This window comes from Polynucleobacter arcticus, from assembly GCF_013307205.1.
In the GTDB taxonomy this organism is placed as follows: domain Bacteria; phylum Pseudomonadota; class Gammaproteobacteria; order Burkholderiales; family Burkholderiaceae; genus Polynucleobacter; species Polynucleobacter arcticus.
Genome location: NZ_CP028940.1, coordinates 282,279 through 296,896, shown reverse-complemented (window position 1 = coordinate 296,896; position 14,618 = coordinate 282,279). Strand labels below are relative to the sequence as shown.

Here is a 14,618-nt window from a genome sequence, read left to right as displayed (position 1 = left end):
CTACCAATTTTTCCAGGGCGCATTCCCAGAAGCCCAAAGTTCTTCAAGGTGGGTTTTATCCCGAAGGGTATCCATTGCCTGCCAAAAACCATTGTGCTCAAAGGACATGAGCTCCCCCATTTTGGAGAGCTCGATTAAGGGCTCCGCCTCCCAAGTCGTCGAATCACTTGCGATGAGTTCTAAGCATTTTGGGGAGAGCACAAAAAACCCCCCATTAATTAAGCCGCCATCTCCGCGCGGTTTTTCAGTAAAGCCCGTGACTTGATTTCCCTCGAGCTTAAGGGCCCCATAACGTCCCGGAGGTTGAACTGCAGTCACCGTCGCCAATTTTCCATGCTTGCGATGAAAATCAATTAAGGAGGTAATATTCAGGTCGCTTACGCCATCGCCGTAAGTAAAGCAGAACTCAGACTCGCCTTGAACATAACTAGCAACCCGTTTTAAGCGGCCGCCAGTTAGGGTCTCATCACCAGTATCAATTAAAGTCACTTTCCACGGCTCAGCGTTGCGCTGATGCACTTCCATCTGGTTGCTTGCCATATCAAAAGTCACGTCTGACATATGCAAAAAGTAATTGGCAAAATATTCTTTGATGACGTAGCCTTTGTAGCCGCAGCAAATGACAAAGTCGTTGACGCCATGCGCCGAGTACGACTTCATGATGTGCCAAAGAATCGGCTTACCGCCAATGTCAATCATCGGCTTGGGCTTTAAATGGGTCTCCTCGGAGATTCGTGTACCCAGTCCACCTGCCAGAATAACTGCCTTCATCTTAATAAATCTTTCTAATTATTAAAACTATAATTCATTCATTAATTAATCAATCGCCTAGCTAGCTTTAGGCAGCCCCATTTAATTCTTCCTCAACCAATCTTCTGACCAAGTTTTCCCCCTTAAATTCAGGCTCCCACAGCAAAATCTCTTTTGCTTTTGTGGCAACCCCGCCAATCTCCAGGGGATCGGATGGCCTTAATAAATTAGGGTTCGTTTGGACATGATCATTCCAATCTAAATTGACCGCATCAAACGCCGTCTTCAGAAAATGTCGCAGGCTTTGGGTCACTCCCGTAGCGATAATAAAATCTTGTGGTTCGCCATGATTTAGCATTCTCCACATCGCATCAACATATTCTGGTGCCCACCCCCAGTCCCGACGAACCTCAATGTTACCGAGCTCTAATTTCTCTGCGCTCCCTTTGGAAATGCGACAGGCTGCAGCAATAATTTTTCTAGTCACAAAACGTTCAGGTCTTAAAGGGGATTCGTGATTAAACAAAATTCCCGTACAAGCAAACAAGCCATAAGCCTGTCGATATAAATCGACCTGCCAAGTCGCGGCCGCTTTGGCAATTGCATAAGGGCTTTTAGGGCGAAAGGCAGTATTTTCAGTAGCAGAGACCCCGCCAATATCGCCAAAACACTCGCTTGAGCCTGCATTGTAAAAACGGATATTAGGGTTTAAAAAACGAATACTCTCGAGTAAATTGACTGTGCCCAAAGTAATGCTTTCGAGGGTATCTACCGGCTGATCAAAGGAAAGGCCAACAGAAGATTGACCTGCTAAGTTATAAATCTCATCAGGGCTTACCTTAGACAAAGCTTGCAACACACTTCGGAAATCAACCAGAGACATCGAAATGGTTTTTACTTTATCGAGAATGCCCAGCTTCTTTAAAGAAGAAAAGCTAGAGGTTTGAGCATCTCTAGAGGTACCCCACACTTCATACCCCTTACTGAGCAATAACTGCGCAAGATAGGCGCCATCTTGACCTGATACCCCACAGATCAGGGCCCGTCTTTTAGCATTCGATTTATCAGTTACTTCCATTTAATATTCTTCACAATCTTTTTCTTGCGCCCGCTAATGCCCGATCCCGAGCCACTGCTTTTAGTTGGATCATGATCTGACACCACCACTCTTTTGACTACCTTTAATACTCACCCAGACTTTTTGACCCAAGAGCAGGAATAGCATCAGGAAGAACGCGCCTGCCAGTCCACCGGCCGTAGTTTTGATCATTCCTTTTTTGCTCGCTGTTGGCGCAGTATTACCCTCCAAGCCTTTGGTAAAGCGGGCTTTGACTACCAATAACTGGCCACGCAGTTGATCTAAAGCTTCTTGCTGCTTAATGTCCTCTTTTGCCAGCTTCGCTCTCATAGCAGCTTCTACTTCAAGCAACTGCTCATCTAAGACAAGCCCGTCATAGGTTTGTTCTGCCAAGGGAATGGCTTGGTCTACAAAGGTCTTCATCAGCGCAATTTGCGCTAAGCGATCTTTATAGCGCTGCAAAGTTTCTTTAAACTGATTAATGTCATTATTAGCCGCAATGATCTGGGTAGCCAGTGGTAAGTATTTAGCGCCCGAGTCTTTAAGGTCGACCACCTGGTTAGCCCCGCTTGCACCACTGGGGAAACGCTTATACAACTCCTCTAGACTCTTGGCGCGCTGCACTTGGTAACTCATCTCAATCTCAGTGGAAGTGATGCGTTTTTGCAAATCAGCCACCATCGAAATCGTCTCGCTCTCGTAGCTATTGAGAATATTACGTATCTGTAGGTAGGCGCTGCCGGTACGTAAAAATTTGGCAACTGTGCGTACGTTCTCTACAGCCTTCTCTGTTGTGGGGCCATCTGACTTTAGTGTTAAGCTCAAAATCGTGGTTGATGCAGTGTCGAGGTCCTTACTGATGGCCGCTAGATCTTTAGTATCTGCTTTAGAGATAGCGTAGCTAGGCACTACATTTTTTTGCCACCACTGATCATTTGCTAAGACTCTGTAAAGACGGGCTTGACCTTCAGGAGCCTTGCCCTCATCTTCAATTTGCGCCGCTAGGTTTGGCAAACTCTTTTGAATAGTCTTCCAAGAAACTAGATCCAGGGCATAGCTACTCGAATTAGTGTTGCTGCTGATACTGGTATTGGTATTGGTATTGGTATTGGTATTGGTATTATTTAGTAAAACATACTCAGCTTGATAACTGCCTAAGAAATTCCAGCTTGCAAAACCTAAGATGGCTCCCACAATAGCGGCAATTGCCAGCTTTTTCCAGGACTCTTGTATGAAAGTAATGATATCGAGGAGGGAAATTTCATTCTCCTCTTGCTTTAAGTCATCTATAACAATTTGATTGCTCAATTTAGGTAATCACTTAATTTATTAAAAAACAATGGGAAAAAATCATACTGCCTACTAGCGGTCTTTGATGAATCAACTCAAACCAAAAAACGCGCTATTGCCCTCGAATTGAGCCTTGTTTGATAAAACATAATCCCATCTAAAATTTAGTACTAATTGTAATCTAGGCCGCGTTACTTAGCATCGCTAATCTTCCATACTGGACGGCCTTTGGCCTAAATTCAAAGCTGCCAACAATGCAATGGTAAATAGTAATATTTCTACCGCGTGATGGTTGCTAAGTTCGCCAACTGTATATAGGCAAAAAATAGCTATTAAGACACTAATTGCCACCCCTTTTGTCGGTGCTGAACCTCTCATTGCCCCATATGCTACTGATGCTAAAGCCCCCCAAAGGCAGATCAAGGCTGGAAAACCAAATGATAGAAGTAGCTCTATCCATCCACTGTGGGTCGATCCTGGTAACGAATTAGGTGGGGAATTGGGGAATTGCCGCATTAGCGAACGCTCAAAAGGGTATTGCAAAATGCCATTACCCCAAGGATTTTTGGGGATCAACGTTAATCCGGCTGTCGCCCACGAAACCCGCTCAAATACATTGGGGGTAATCACCCTGCCCGAGGGCAGAACTGGGTAGCCCAGGGTAGATGGACTCTTCCATTGGGGATATTTGTCAATCTGAACACTTTCCCGAACATCCTCAATAAGATATTGCCAACTTGGATGTTGTTTAAGCTGAAGCCGCCCAAATAGGGCAACTAGACTCAACATTAATAGGATTATCAAAATCCATGCCAATTTGCTTTTCCGTTGCTCCGCCTGAGGTTTCGGCTTGAAAAATCCATACACCCCCCAACAAATCCAGACAAAAGCGAGGATGGTAGCTAACCCAATCCCATTTTTAGCATCAAAAATATAGACATAAGCATATAGGGGTATTGCAACGATCAATGCCGAGGCAATGGCATTTAAAGCTATTTTCAAGCGTCCAGCGAGACTGCCCGATAGTAGATCAGTCAAATGACCGCCAACCCCCGCAATCAACAGGGTTCCAATCAAGACCCCATTAATTTTTCCATAAAAAATGTAATTGAAATGATCTGGATGAAACAACCGATGCGTTGCCAACACCTTTGGCAAGTATTGGTAGTAGAGAACAGCAAAGCCAGCAATCAGCCCATAGGCTAATAAATTGATTCTGGAAGGCTTTTGAGCAATTACTAGGCCGCAAACGAACCCTAAAAGGGATGCCTCCAGACTCCGAAACCAAATAGACTTGAGCTCCTTAAGCTGCAGAACTGAATCCTGTGAAAACAAAAAATAATGCACCAGCACCCAAATAAAGAGACTGCCGATAAATAGAAATGGTGTGAGGTTGCGCCAAGCAATCGAGAATGGCGCGATTTTTTTAGCTTGATAAATGTAAATAATGGAAAGCAGACAACCCAGGCTTAAAAGGATGTTGCGCAATGCAATGGTGTGTTTCATTGCCCAAATGGATAGTAAGCAAGCACTTAAAAGTACGATGGATAACCCAAGGTAATTTATCAGCGATAACTGGCGAGTTTTAAGCATATGTCTTACTTATAGAAATTAGCGTTATTTTACTGCCTACGAGCCCTTTATTAGACTTTTTAAATAATGTGTACCACGTGAGCGCCTAATTACTACAGGGCTCCAATGCTAAAATCATTAGATTCAAAATAAGTGGTGAAATGGCAATGAAAGTCGGCTGCATTATTCAGGGCGATATCCGCAGGGGTAGCAGACTGATCCTTGAAACCTTGCCCCATCTCTTTGACTATACGGTCCTATCTACCTGGAATGATGGACAGATCATCCCAAAAGGTGACTTTGAGCTCATCAGAAGCCCAAAACCTGTCGTAGCGGGATTTACCAACCGCAACTACCAACGCTTCTCCAGCGCAAGGGGTTTAGATGCCGCCAAAGCCGCTGGATGTGACTATGTTCTCAAGTGGCGAACAGATATGCTGCCAACACGCATGGCAGTAAACCAATTGATGGAGTGGGCGCACTTTTCGCCTCCAGAGGGAACGAATTCTAGAATTGTTGTTCCAGCGTTTCGTAATATTTCAATTAGTCCAGATAGCTTTTCAACCATGCCAGATCTATTCTCATTTGGACATATCCACGAGATGGAAAAACTGTGGAGTGATGATGGCTTCAATTACAAGCAGATGTTTAATATGTCCGAACAGGATCGAGTGGCGCTCGGACCTGAATATCTTGGCCTGCCATCCCTAGAAGATCTCTACTGCGCTGAAGCAGAACTTTATGCCCTGTATCGATCACGAATTAATCAGCATGCCAGTCAACAGTTAAACCATAAGTCTGTTGCAGAAAACTACTTGAGACTCATTGACCATCAGCAACTGGGAATTTTATGGTTTGGAGCTCAAGCAGGATTTAGAAGTTTAGGTCAGGCATGGGAGCATCCATGGTGGACTGAAACGCAGTGGGCCCAGCATAGCGCTAAGATACATCCTTGCGGCTACCATTCCCGCGGTCTTCTTGGGCGTCTCAAGAAAAAAATATCGAAATATAAAATTCAACAGGAGATCGCTGCTCAGGAAAATATCTGGGCTAGTCAATTCCAAAATGTCACCCTATAAAACCAAAGTTCATTGAGATGAGTCTTCTAAAGAAATACTTCAGAAAAGCAAGATTTACAAAACACTTTTCAGCCAAAAAAAATCTATTAGAAGATGGGCGTTTTGACATGCGCTGGGAGGATCGCTATCCTTGCCTCAATGATGCAACTTCGACCACTGGGTTTGATGCACATTATTTATTTCACACTGCTTGGGCTGCAAGAGTCTTAGCAAAAACTAAACCAGAGTTACATGTTGATATTTCTTCTTGTCTGCGATTTGTTTCTTTAGTCTCGGCTTTTGTACCCGTTCGCTTTTATGACTATCGTCCAGCAAAGCTGAATCTGTCGGGACTTGAATCAAACAAAGCCGACTTGATGAATCTACCCTTCCCAGATCATTCAGTGCAATCGCTATCTTGCATGCATGTAGTTGAGCATATTGGACTCGAGCGCTATGGCGATCCGCTAGATGCGCAAGGCGACCTCAAAGCAATCGCTGAGCTAAAAAGAGTAGTTGCAACGGGCGGAAGCCTCTTGTTTGTAGTCCCCTTAGGCGAAAAGGCAATTATTCAATATAACGCGCATCGTATTTATACGTACCAACAAATACTATCGTATTTTTTAGATATGCAACTTGTTGATTTTTCTTACATCAATGATGCAGGAAAATACATCCCACAAGCAAATCAAGCAAATACAGTAGGTCAAATCTATGGTTGTGGCTGCTTTCACTTCCAACGCTAGTTCATCAACAAGTACTTAACGCTGTAATGGCGCTACTTGCTCAATATTTTTCTTAAATGCGAGATAAGTTTCCTCATCATAATGATAAGGAAAAGCCTTTAACTCCTCAGGAGTATTGTTAGGCCACTGAACACTTGACTCATCAATTGCAATGGAGTGAACATTAGGATATTCCAGTGCTATCTGATGGATAATTTCAATCATTGCCGCATGCCGTTTTCTCAAGTTTTCCCGAGTTTCTAGGGCAATTGGAAAGTGTAAAAAGTAAATAGGTACAGCACCCCACCTATTGATAAAAAAACTAAACAGCTCTAAGTAGACCTGCCTCATATTTTCAATGGGTAGCAGGCCATTACTTTCATACTCTTCAGAAAATGACTTCTCCTGAACTAAATCGCTATAGGCGCAACAAAATTGCCACCCTTCAGAACGTTGCGTAAACAATTGATCTGTAAGCTCTGCAAATGAATCCATCAAAATAAATCGGGGTGGATGCATCGGTAAGCAATTAAAAAACTCTAACTGACGAATGTGCGGTAGCACATCGTTTCTTGCCATCAATGGGGAAAGTCGACTACTGATTGGTAGAAGTGATTTATCAGCCCAATACCGCAGCAAAAGATCTGCACGACCTTTTTGAAAGTTAACCTCTCTTGGTAGTTTGTCGTAGTACTTTAGAACGTCATACCCAAGACAAGCATGTCTTCCTAAAAACCAATCTTTCCACAGGTACCGCCACCGTAAACGGAATTTAATATTTTCTTTAAGCGGCTGAAGAAAAGATGAAACAGTACCCATAGAGAGTGTTAACCTTGAATAAGCTTCAGGTAGGTGTTTAAATCTTCTGGGGTGCCAATTCCATGCATTTGGGATTGGTCTATGTTAAATATGCCCACCTTTTTTCCCTCGCGAATGAGGTAGTTATAAACGGGGCATGTATAAAATTCGTTATTCACACGGTCATTTTCAATGATCATCTGAATGATGCTGTCAACCAGCTCGTCGGCACGTTTAAAATAATAGATTCCTACTGTTGCAAATTCAGAGATGACTTTTTTTTCCTGAACTTCAGTAACCAATCCCGCAGCATCAATCTTCGCAAAGGACCATTTCGGATTTAACTCTGCATCAATAAAAGTCAAGATCGATCCATCTAGATCCCTTACCTTGGCATCGATCAAAAACTGAGTAAAGCAGTTGTCAATAATTTGATCAGAATTAGCGATAACTACTTCCTGATTAGGATCAAGATGAGACCTAGCGAATAAAACGGTGCAAGCGGTGCCTTCAGTCAATTTATCAATGGGAACAAACACTGCATTAAAGTCTGACTGTATTTGGGCAACTAGCCCTTGATTGCTATCAATATGTTCTTTTCTAGCCAATAAAGTAAATGTAGCTCCGGGTTGTTGCAGGTTTTCCATCACCCTCACAATCATAGGCTTCCCGGCAACATCAATTAACGGTTTTGGGGCTTGGTAACCTGCCTTGACAAAGCGAGAGCCCAGGCCTGCCATCGGAATTACTATGTTCAACTTGATGCACCCATATATTTATCGTTTTGAGCACCAGGGTATTTCACAACTACCGTTGTGACATCTTCTAAAACTTCAAAATCGGTAGACTCCCCCGGCTCGATAACGATGATATCGCCAGCAACAAAAATCTCACCATTCATACGCACTTTTCCAGAGACGATTACCGTAACTTCGGTGGCAATTTTATGATGGTGCGTTTCTTCATATTCATTCTTGAGATACTGCTTAACGCCCACCTCAACTTCTTGAGTTTTAATGATGGTTGGCGAGAAGTCACCAACAAACCACCCCTTGGTCATCGTGTTTAGTTGATACTTTTTCATAAACCCTTCTCGTACTCTTCAATTTTTTGAGGCGTATAGAAGCTATGATATTTTTCGTTAGGGATGCGAAGTGCCTTGATGCTCTTACCCTTAAGAATTAACTCGTTAAAGGTAGGGGAAATATAAAATACATCTGCGTTAGAGCAAGATTTCAAAATCATTGACTTGGCAGCCTCAACAAAATCTTTGCCTTGCTTATAGCAATAAAAACCGGCGATGGCATTTCGGCTCAAGGGCCTCTTTTCTGCAGTCTCTAGTACGCAATCCTGCTCATCAAGCAAAACAAATGACCATCGAGGATGAGTCGTACTGAAAACAAGACACCCTGCATCACTGTCTGAATTATGAAATTCATCATACAACTCAGAAAGATTGCAATCAATCACTTGATCAAAGTTGGCAATCACCAAGGGATCATCATTATTGATAGCATCAATAGCCATTAAAGCGCTACAGGCAGCGCCCTTAGTCTCTTCGTCCAGAACGACAATCTTGCATTCTGCATCAGTCAAGAGTCGGAGAGTGTCATCTAAGTGAAACTGAGTACAGTCACTTTTTTTAACTACAAAGGTAAATTGCAAATCTTCCCGCAATGTCTGCAGATTTTCAATAGCATGCTGAATCATGGGTTTACCCAAGATCTCAACCAGCATTTTTGGATAAAAATATTCCTCAGAATCAAAGAACTTGGATCCGCCGCTCAGCGGAATAAGTACATTAATCATGAAGTCGCCTCAATCTTTTGAATATATTTCACAATATTGGCGTAGCTCACATCCGTCACTTGATCAATCTTCATTACATGAGCTCCAGCATCCTTGGCTGCACGAATGCCATTGGCATTATCTTCCAATACTAGACACTCACTCGGGTGCACTCCAAAGCGCTGAATTGCTTTTAAATAGATCTCGGGGTCAGGTTTGGATTTAGTCACATCTTGATTGGATAAATAAAAATCAAAGTAATCAATTAAGGCTGCTTTAGACAACATCGAAGTAATGGTATCTCGGATAGAGTTTGAGCAAACCGCCATGCGATATCCATCACTTTTTAATCTTGAAATAGCATACTCATGACAGAATGTAGGAGCACATTTTGTCATCGTAATATCCATGGTGAAGATTTGCTTCAGATCATTAATAAAGCCATGCAATTGATTTGGTAATTGAGAATGCGTGCTCAGGATTTCTAGCTTCTTCGTGGTTGGCAGACCATCATAAGTAACCAGGTGATCATGCCTTGAAATTTGAAAACCAAAGATTGCCAAAGCTCTATTTAAGGCTTCGTAGTGCCAATCACGAGCATCTATCAAGACGCCATCCATATCGAAAATAACGCACTTGATTTTAATCATGAGAAATATTTCTTTGCCTCTAAGGGCAAATCTGTGCAAAGCATTAATGACATATTTGAAGTGTACAGCGATTTAATCTTAGCCCAAAGCGATTCATGATCTCGTCCGTGTAGCTCAGGAGATACTATTGCTACAGAATTACCTAGTGCCAAGTAATGATCGATTTGCTCAGCCCCAAACCATTCCCCACCAAACCCATCTAACCAGACACCAGTAGTTTTTCCATCAAAATCTTGGTAAGACTCGTACTCACTTACCCGGGTAAACGTATTCATGTTTTGCTTGAGATAGCCCAGGGAGTCTGGCACTGACATGTCAAATACGAAATATCGATCAGGACTCCATGCAAGGAGATGTGGGGCAAGTAATTTTTGCAAACCATCGGATTTTATATTTATGGCATGTGGGTCCGCATCTGGATATTGATTGCATAATTCAAAGAATACATTTGCCTCAATTGAATCAGCTGCTGCAGGATCATGGCTAATGACCAGCTCCCCATTGCGATCCCTAAAATCAGTTTCAATACCAAATCCATTTTGCAAGGCGCGTTCAAATGCTACTAGTGTATTTTTTTCATCTGGTTTAAACCAAAGACCTCGGTGAGCAATAATCTTCATTATTCAATTAACCCTCGTAATGCGTGAAATTTCTTTACCAAAAAGCGCGCATCTCTCGCAAATGATTTAGGCCGCTACCGATATTAGTGGCAGATACTTGAATAAACAGTCCAAATTGAATATTCACAGTAACCCGATTACTACAGTTTTAATGTGGCAAGGTAAGCTTGATAGGCGCTTTGCAATCCTACCGGCAACTCTACCAGTGGAGCCCATCCCAAACCATGTAATTTTGATGAATCCATCCATTTACGTGGGGCGCCATCCGGCTTATTAGAGTCAAAGCTAATCCCCCCTTCATACCCAGTCGCATTGGCCACTTCACGTGCCAACTCCGCAATCGTTACATCACTACCGTAGCCCACATTGATGTGGCTTTCCATTGGGTTGCTATGGGATTCATAAATCTCTTTTTCTAAGTCCATCACAAATACCGAAGCAGCCGCCATATCATCGACATACAAAAACTCGCGCTTGGGCTTCCCCGTCCCCCAGATAACCACTTCAGGATATTGATGTATTTTTGCTTCGTGAAACCGTCTGATGAGTGCGGGTATCACATGGCTATTTTCAGGGTGGTAGTTATCCCCAGGACCATAGAGATTAGTCGGCATGACTGAGCGGTAATCTATTCCGTGAGTTTGACCATACTGGCGGTTGTAGCTTTCACACAATTTAATGCCCGCAATCTTGGCAATGGCATAAGGCTCATTGGTTGGCTCAAGCGTTCCAGTCAATAAGGCAGACTCACTCATCGGTTGCGGGGCCAGCTTTGGATATATGCAACTTGATCCCAAGAACAAGAGTTTTTTGACTCCACTGACAAAAGCCTGATGAATCACGTTGGCTTCCATCATGAGGTTTTGATAAATGAACTCGGCCGGAAATGTGTTGTTCGCATGAATACCACCCACCTTAGCAGCCGCTAAATAGACTTGATCAGGCTTCTCAGTCTGGAAGAACGCTTCTACAGCGGCTTGATTGGTCAGATCTAACTCGCTATGCGTGCGGGTAACGATATTAGTAAAGCCTTTGGCTTGAAGATTACGCACAATGGCAGAACCCACCATGCCACGATGGCCGGCAACATAAATCTTTTGATTCAGATCTTTACTCATGCTGATGCTTTTTATCTTTTTATCTTTTTATCTTTTTATCTTTTTTGATTTTACTTTTTGTTCTTTGTTCTTAGTTCTTAGTTCTTAGTTTTCTTTACCCACTGCTACAGAGTAACCATGCTTACTCAGTAGGGCATGTTGCTTAGCTTGATCCAAGTCGTTGGCAACCATCTCGACAATCATTTGATCTAGCGTAATTTCTGGAACCCAGCCCAGCTTCTCTTTGGCTTTAGTAGGATCACCCAAGAGGGTCTCTACTTCAGTAGGACGATAGTAGCGTGGATCGATTTGCACAATCACATCGCCCACTTTTAGTGCTGGTGCTTTATCGCCCTCAATGCTTGCAACAATAGCTTGTTCATTTTCGGCCTTTCCTTCAAATTTAAGGGTGATGCCTAACTGTTTAGCGCTACGGGTAATGAATTCACGAACAGTGAACTGCACACCTGTCGCAATCACAAAATCATCCGGCTTATCTTGTTGCAACATCAACCACTGCATACGGACATAGTCTTTGGCATGACCCCAGTCACGTAAGGCGTCAATATTGCCCATGTAAAGACATTTCTCTAAACCTTGTGCAATATTGGCTAAACCACGAGTGACCTTACGGGTTACAAAGGTTTCACCACGGCGCTTAGACTCATGGTTAAACAAGATGCCATTACATGCATACATGCCATAGGCTTCACGGTAGTTCACGGTAATCCAATAGGCATAAAGCTTTGCTACTGCATAAGGACTACGTGGATAAAACGGGGTAGTCTCTTTTTGCGGAATTTCTTGCACTAAGCCATAGAGCTCAGAAGTAGAGGCTTGATAAAAGCGGGTCTTTTTCTCCAAACCCAAGATCCGAATAGCTTCAAGCATTCGGAGTGGGCCCATCGCATCGACATCTGCCGTGTACTCAGGAGATTCAAAAGATACCGCTACATGAGACTGAGCACCTAAGTTATAAATCTCATCAGGCTGGCATTCTTGAATAATGCGCACCAAGTTACTGGTATCCGTTAAATCACCGTAATGCAGAATGAGGTCTGGATGATTAACGTGGGGATCTTGATACAGATGATCAATGCGCTCGGTATTAAAAGAAGAGGCACGGCGCTTAATACCGTGAACGATATAACCTTTCTCTAAAAGGAACTCGGCAAGGTAGGAACCATCTTGGCCAGTGATACCGGTGATGAGAGCTACTTTTTGTTTAGTGGTCATAACTTTATTAGTTTCTTTATCTAGTTTTTCAATCTACATCGTTAATCATTTTTCTGGTAATTCTTAGCTACGCCCATAGGTATCTTCAAACCGCACAATATCGTCTTCACCCAAGTAGCTCCCAGACTGCACCTCAATAATCTCCAAAGGAGTTGTTCCGGGATTGGCTAAGCGATGGGTTTGTCCTTGCGGAATATACGTACTTTGATTCTCAGTCAATGTGATCACTTGATCACCATTGGTAATCTCTGCAACCCCTTTAACCACAATCCAGTGCTCGGCACGATGGTGATGCATTTGCAAAGAGAGGCTCGCCCCCGGCTTCACCTGAATACGCTTGACCTTAAATCGTTCGCCTTCATCCACACTGTCGTACCAACCCCAAGGGCGCGCAACTTTACGGTGGAGGTTTTTTTCTTCCCGCTGCTGTGTGTCTAATTGATTGACGATGTGTTTCACATCTTGGCTATTGGACCGATCGGCCACCAATACGGCATCTGCCGTCTCAACGATAATCAAATTTTCCACTCCTACTGCGCTCACCAAACGGGTGCTAGCATGAATCAAGGAGTTCTTGGTGTTACTCAGTAACGTATCACCAGAAGTGACATTACCTTCGCCATCTTGTTGACCCACTTGCCATACGGCATCCCATGCACCCAGGTCATTCCAGCCGGCATCGAGCTCAACCATCTTGATGGAAAAATTGGATTTGGGGCACTTTTCAATCACCGCATAGTCAATCGACTCGCTAGGAATAGTATTAAAAATTACCTTGTCCGGACGTACAAAAGTAGTTTGACCTGATTGATCTGTCGTCTTACCAACCCAAGCCGTTTCAGTTGCACCAAAAATATCGGGACGGAATTCTTTTAAAGCGGCAAGCCAAGTGCTCGCACGCATGACAAACATGCCGCTATTCCAAAGATAGTTACCGTCTTCTAAATAGGTTTGGGCAGTCTTGGCATCCGGCTTTTCAACAAACGCTTCCACTGTGTATTCATGATGAGATCCAACTACAGTACTACGACGAATGTAACCATAGCCAGTTTCAGGAGCAGTTGGCGTAATACCTAAAATGGCAATCGTTTGATTAGTCGTATCGCTAGCAACCAGAGCCACACAATCTTGCAAGGCTTTAGTAAAAGCTATTGAATTTTTGACTGTTTGGTCAGCTGGAGTGATGATCAAAATAGGATCATGGGATCCACCCTGCGCATTCATCTGCTCATTCATCTGCTCATTCAGCTCGCCATCCATTGCGCAGAATGCTGCCAAGGTCAGTGCTGGAGCAGTATTGCGGCCTGATGGCTCAAGCAATAAGGTAGCTCGCACCTCTTTGAGTTCTCGCAATTGATCCAAAGCTAAAAAGCGATGGTCTTCATTGGTCACAATCAAGGTAGTACCCAATTGAATCTGAGTGCTTCCGATAGAGTGAATTCTCTCGATTGCCTGTTGAAACAAACTCTGACTGGAGTTATCCCCAGAAAGCACTAAAAACTGCTTCGGAAAGCCCGAGCGCGATAAAGGCCATAGCCGTGTACCGGATCCGCCGCAAAGAATGACTGGGGTGGCTGGGATGACTTGGGTCATATAGTAAATAGGACTTCGCGCTTTCGCTTTAATAGACAAATAAGTAAATAGGTATTAATTTTATAGGTTTATTAGGCAGCACTCGATTTTTTGGAATATGCTCTAAAAGCAGTTTTTACCAAACCAATAGATCATGAGAATTCGTACTATGACCACCAATGCCACCCCCAAAACCAATGTTCGCAACTCTGTTTTGGAGTGCGCCCAATCCCTTAAAAAGGAAAATGCCGGGAAATATCACAACTACGGTATCAAGGACTGCATTTTGTCGATTGCAGCCACTAAGCAACAATAATCAAGCAGTACAATCAGACTCCCAGCTTGCCGCGGGAGCTGTTCTCCAGAAATGGCCAGAATAAGTAA

General features: G+C 43.3%; 16 protein-coding genes. 3 read left to right on the top strand and 13 right to left on the bottom strand.

What is annotated here, in order from left to right; translation table 11 throughout:
- The 4 genes from rfbF to DN92_RS01635 form a co-directional block, all read right to left on the bottom strand.
- Positions 1–771 (bottom strand): glucose-1-phosphate cytidylyltransferase, encoded by a 771-nt coding sequence (gene rfbF, locus DN92_RS01650; protein WP_173959615.1) that lies wholly within the window; start codon positions 769–771, stop codon positions 1–3.
- Between the two features lie 67 nt (positions 772–838).
- Positions 839–1,828, bottom strand: a complete 990-nt coding sequence (locus DN92_RS01645; RefSeq protein WP_173959614.1) for a GDP-mannose 4,6-dehydratase — start codon at positions 1,826–1,828, stop codon at positions 839–841.
- 69 nt (positions 1,829–1,897) lie between these two features.
- Complete coding sequence (locus tag DN92_RS01640; RefSeq protein WP_173959613.1) at positions 1,898–3,136, bottom strand: hypothetical protein; 1,239 nt, start codon at positions 3,134–3,136, stop codon at positions 1,898–1,900.
- A 186-nt stretch (positions 3,137–3,322) separates the two neighbouring features.
- On the bottom strand, positions 3,323–4,711 hold the full coding sequence (locus DN92_RS01635; protein ID WP_173959612.1) for an O-antigen ligase family protein: 1,389 nt from the start codon (positions 4,709–4,711) through the stop codon (positions 3,323–3,325).
- Between the two features lie 140 nt (positions 4,712–4,851).
- Between DN92_RS01635 and DN92_RS01630 the strand changes: the two genes are divergently transcribed.
- Together DN92_RS01630 and DN92_RS01625 are read left to right on the top strand one after the other, a co-directional pair.
- Positions 4,852–5,769 carry a WavE lipopolysaccharide synthesis family protein gene (locus tag DN92_RS01630; RefSeq protein ID WP_173959611.1) on the top strand — a complete coding sequence of 306 codons (918 nt, stop codon included), beginning with the start codon at positions 4,852–4,854 and terminating at the stop codon, positions 5,767–5,769.
- Positions 5,770–5,786: 17 nt separating this feature from the next.
- On the top strand, positions 5,787–6,494 hold the full coding sequence (locus DN92_RS01625; RefSeq protein ID WP_173959610.1) for a DUF268 domain-containing protein: 708 nt from the start codon (positions 5,787–5,789) through the stop codon (positions 6,492–6,494).
- 15 nt (positions 6,495–6,509) lie between these two features.
- On the opposite strand, the gene DN92_RS01620 is transcribed toward DN92_RS01625, so the two are convergent.
- The 9 genes from DN92_RS01620 to DN92_RS01580 form a co-directional block, all read right to left on the bottom strand.
- Positions 6,510–7,292 carry an SGNH/GDSL hydrolase family protein gene (locus DN92_RS01620; RefSeq protein WP_173959609.1) on the bottom strand — a complete coding sequence of 261 codons (783 nt, stop codon included), beginning with the start codon at positions 7,290–7,292 and terminating at the stop codon, positions 6,510–6,512.
- 8 nt (positions 7,293–7,300) lie between these two features.
- A complete protein-coding gene (locus DN92_RS01615; RefSeq protein WP_217426033.1) occupies positions 7,301–8,011 on the bottom strand; it encodes a glycosyltransferase family 2 protein in 711 nt (236 codons plus the stop codon).
- 14 nt (positions 8,012–8,025) lie between these two features.
- Positions 8,026–8,355, bottom strand: a complete 330-nt coding sequence (locus tag DN92_RS01610; RefSeq protein WP_173959607.1) for a cupin domain-containing protein — start codon at positions 8,353–8,355, stop codon at positions 8,026–8,028.
- Positions 8,352–9,080 (bottom strand): glycosyltransferase family 2 protein, encoded by a 729-nt coding sequence (locus DN92_RS01605; RefSeq protein WP_173959606.1) that lies wholly within the window; start codon positions 9,078–9,080, stop codon positions 8,352–8,354. The genes DN92_RS01610 and DN92_RS01605 overlap by 4 nt, the downstream gene beginning before the upstream one ends.
- Positions 9,077–9,709: an HAD family hydrolase gene (locus tag DN92_RS01600; protein ID WP_173959605.1), complete on the bottom strand. Its 633-nt coding sequence runs from the start codon at positions 9,707–9,709 to the stop codon at positions 9,077–9,079. Before DN92_RS01600 ends, DN92_RS01605 begins: the two co-directional genes overlap by 4 nt.
- The gene (locus DN92_RS01595; protein WP_173959604.1) at positions 9,706–10,329 is read right to left on the bottom strand and encodes a PI-PLC domain-containing protein; all 624 of its coding nucleotides are present in this window, start codon (positions 10,327–10,329) and stop codon (positions 9,706–9,708) included. The genes DN92_RS01600 and DN92_RS01595 overlap by 4 nt, the downstream gene beginning before the upstream one ends.
- A gap of 140 nt (positions 10,330–10,469) precedes the next feature.
- On the bottom strand, positions 10,470–11,447 hold the full coding sequence (gene fcl, locus DN92_RS01590; RefSeq protein ID WP_173959603.1) for a GDP-L-fucose synthase: 978 nt from the start codon (positions 11,445–11,447) through the stop codon (positions 10,470–10,472).
- Positions 11,448–11,531: 84 nt separating this feature from the next.
- Positions 11,532–12,662 carry a GDP-mannose 4,6-dehydratase gene (gene gmd, locus DN92_RS01585; RefSeq protein ID WP_173959602.1) on the bottom strand — a complete coding sequence of 377 codons (1,131 nt, stop codon included), beginning with the start codon at positions 12,660–12,662 and terminating at the stop codon, positions 11,532–11,534.
- 63 nt (positions 12,663–12,725) lie between these two features.
- Positions 12,726–14,255, bottom strand: a complete 1,530-nt coding sequence (locus tag DN92_RS01580) for a mannose-1-phosphate guanylyltransferase/mannose-6-phosphate isomerase (RefSeq protein ID WP_173959601.1) — start codon at positions 14,253–14,255, stop codon at positions 12,726–12,728.
- A gap of 133 nt (positions 14,256–14,388) precedes the next feature.
- Here DN92_RS01580 and DN92_RS01575 point away from each other — a divergent pair, with 133 nt between their 5' ends.
- Positions 14,389–14,550 carry a hypothetical protein gene (locus DN92_RS01575; RefSeq protein WP_173959600.1) on the top strand — a complete coding sequence of 54 codons (162 nt, stop codon included), beginning with the start codon at positions 14,389–14,391 and terminating at the stop codon, positions 14,548–14,550.
- Positions 14,551–14,618 lie beyond the last annotated feature (68 nt).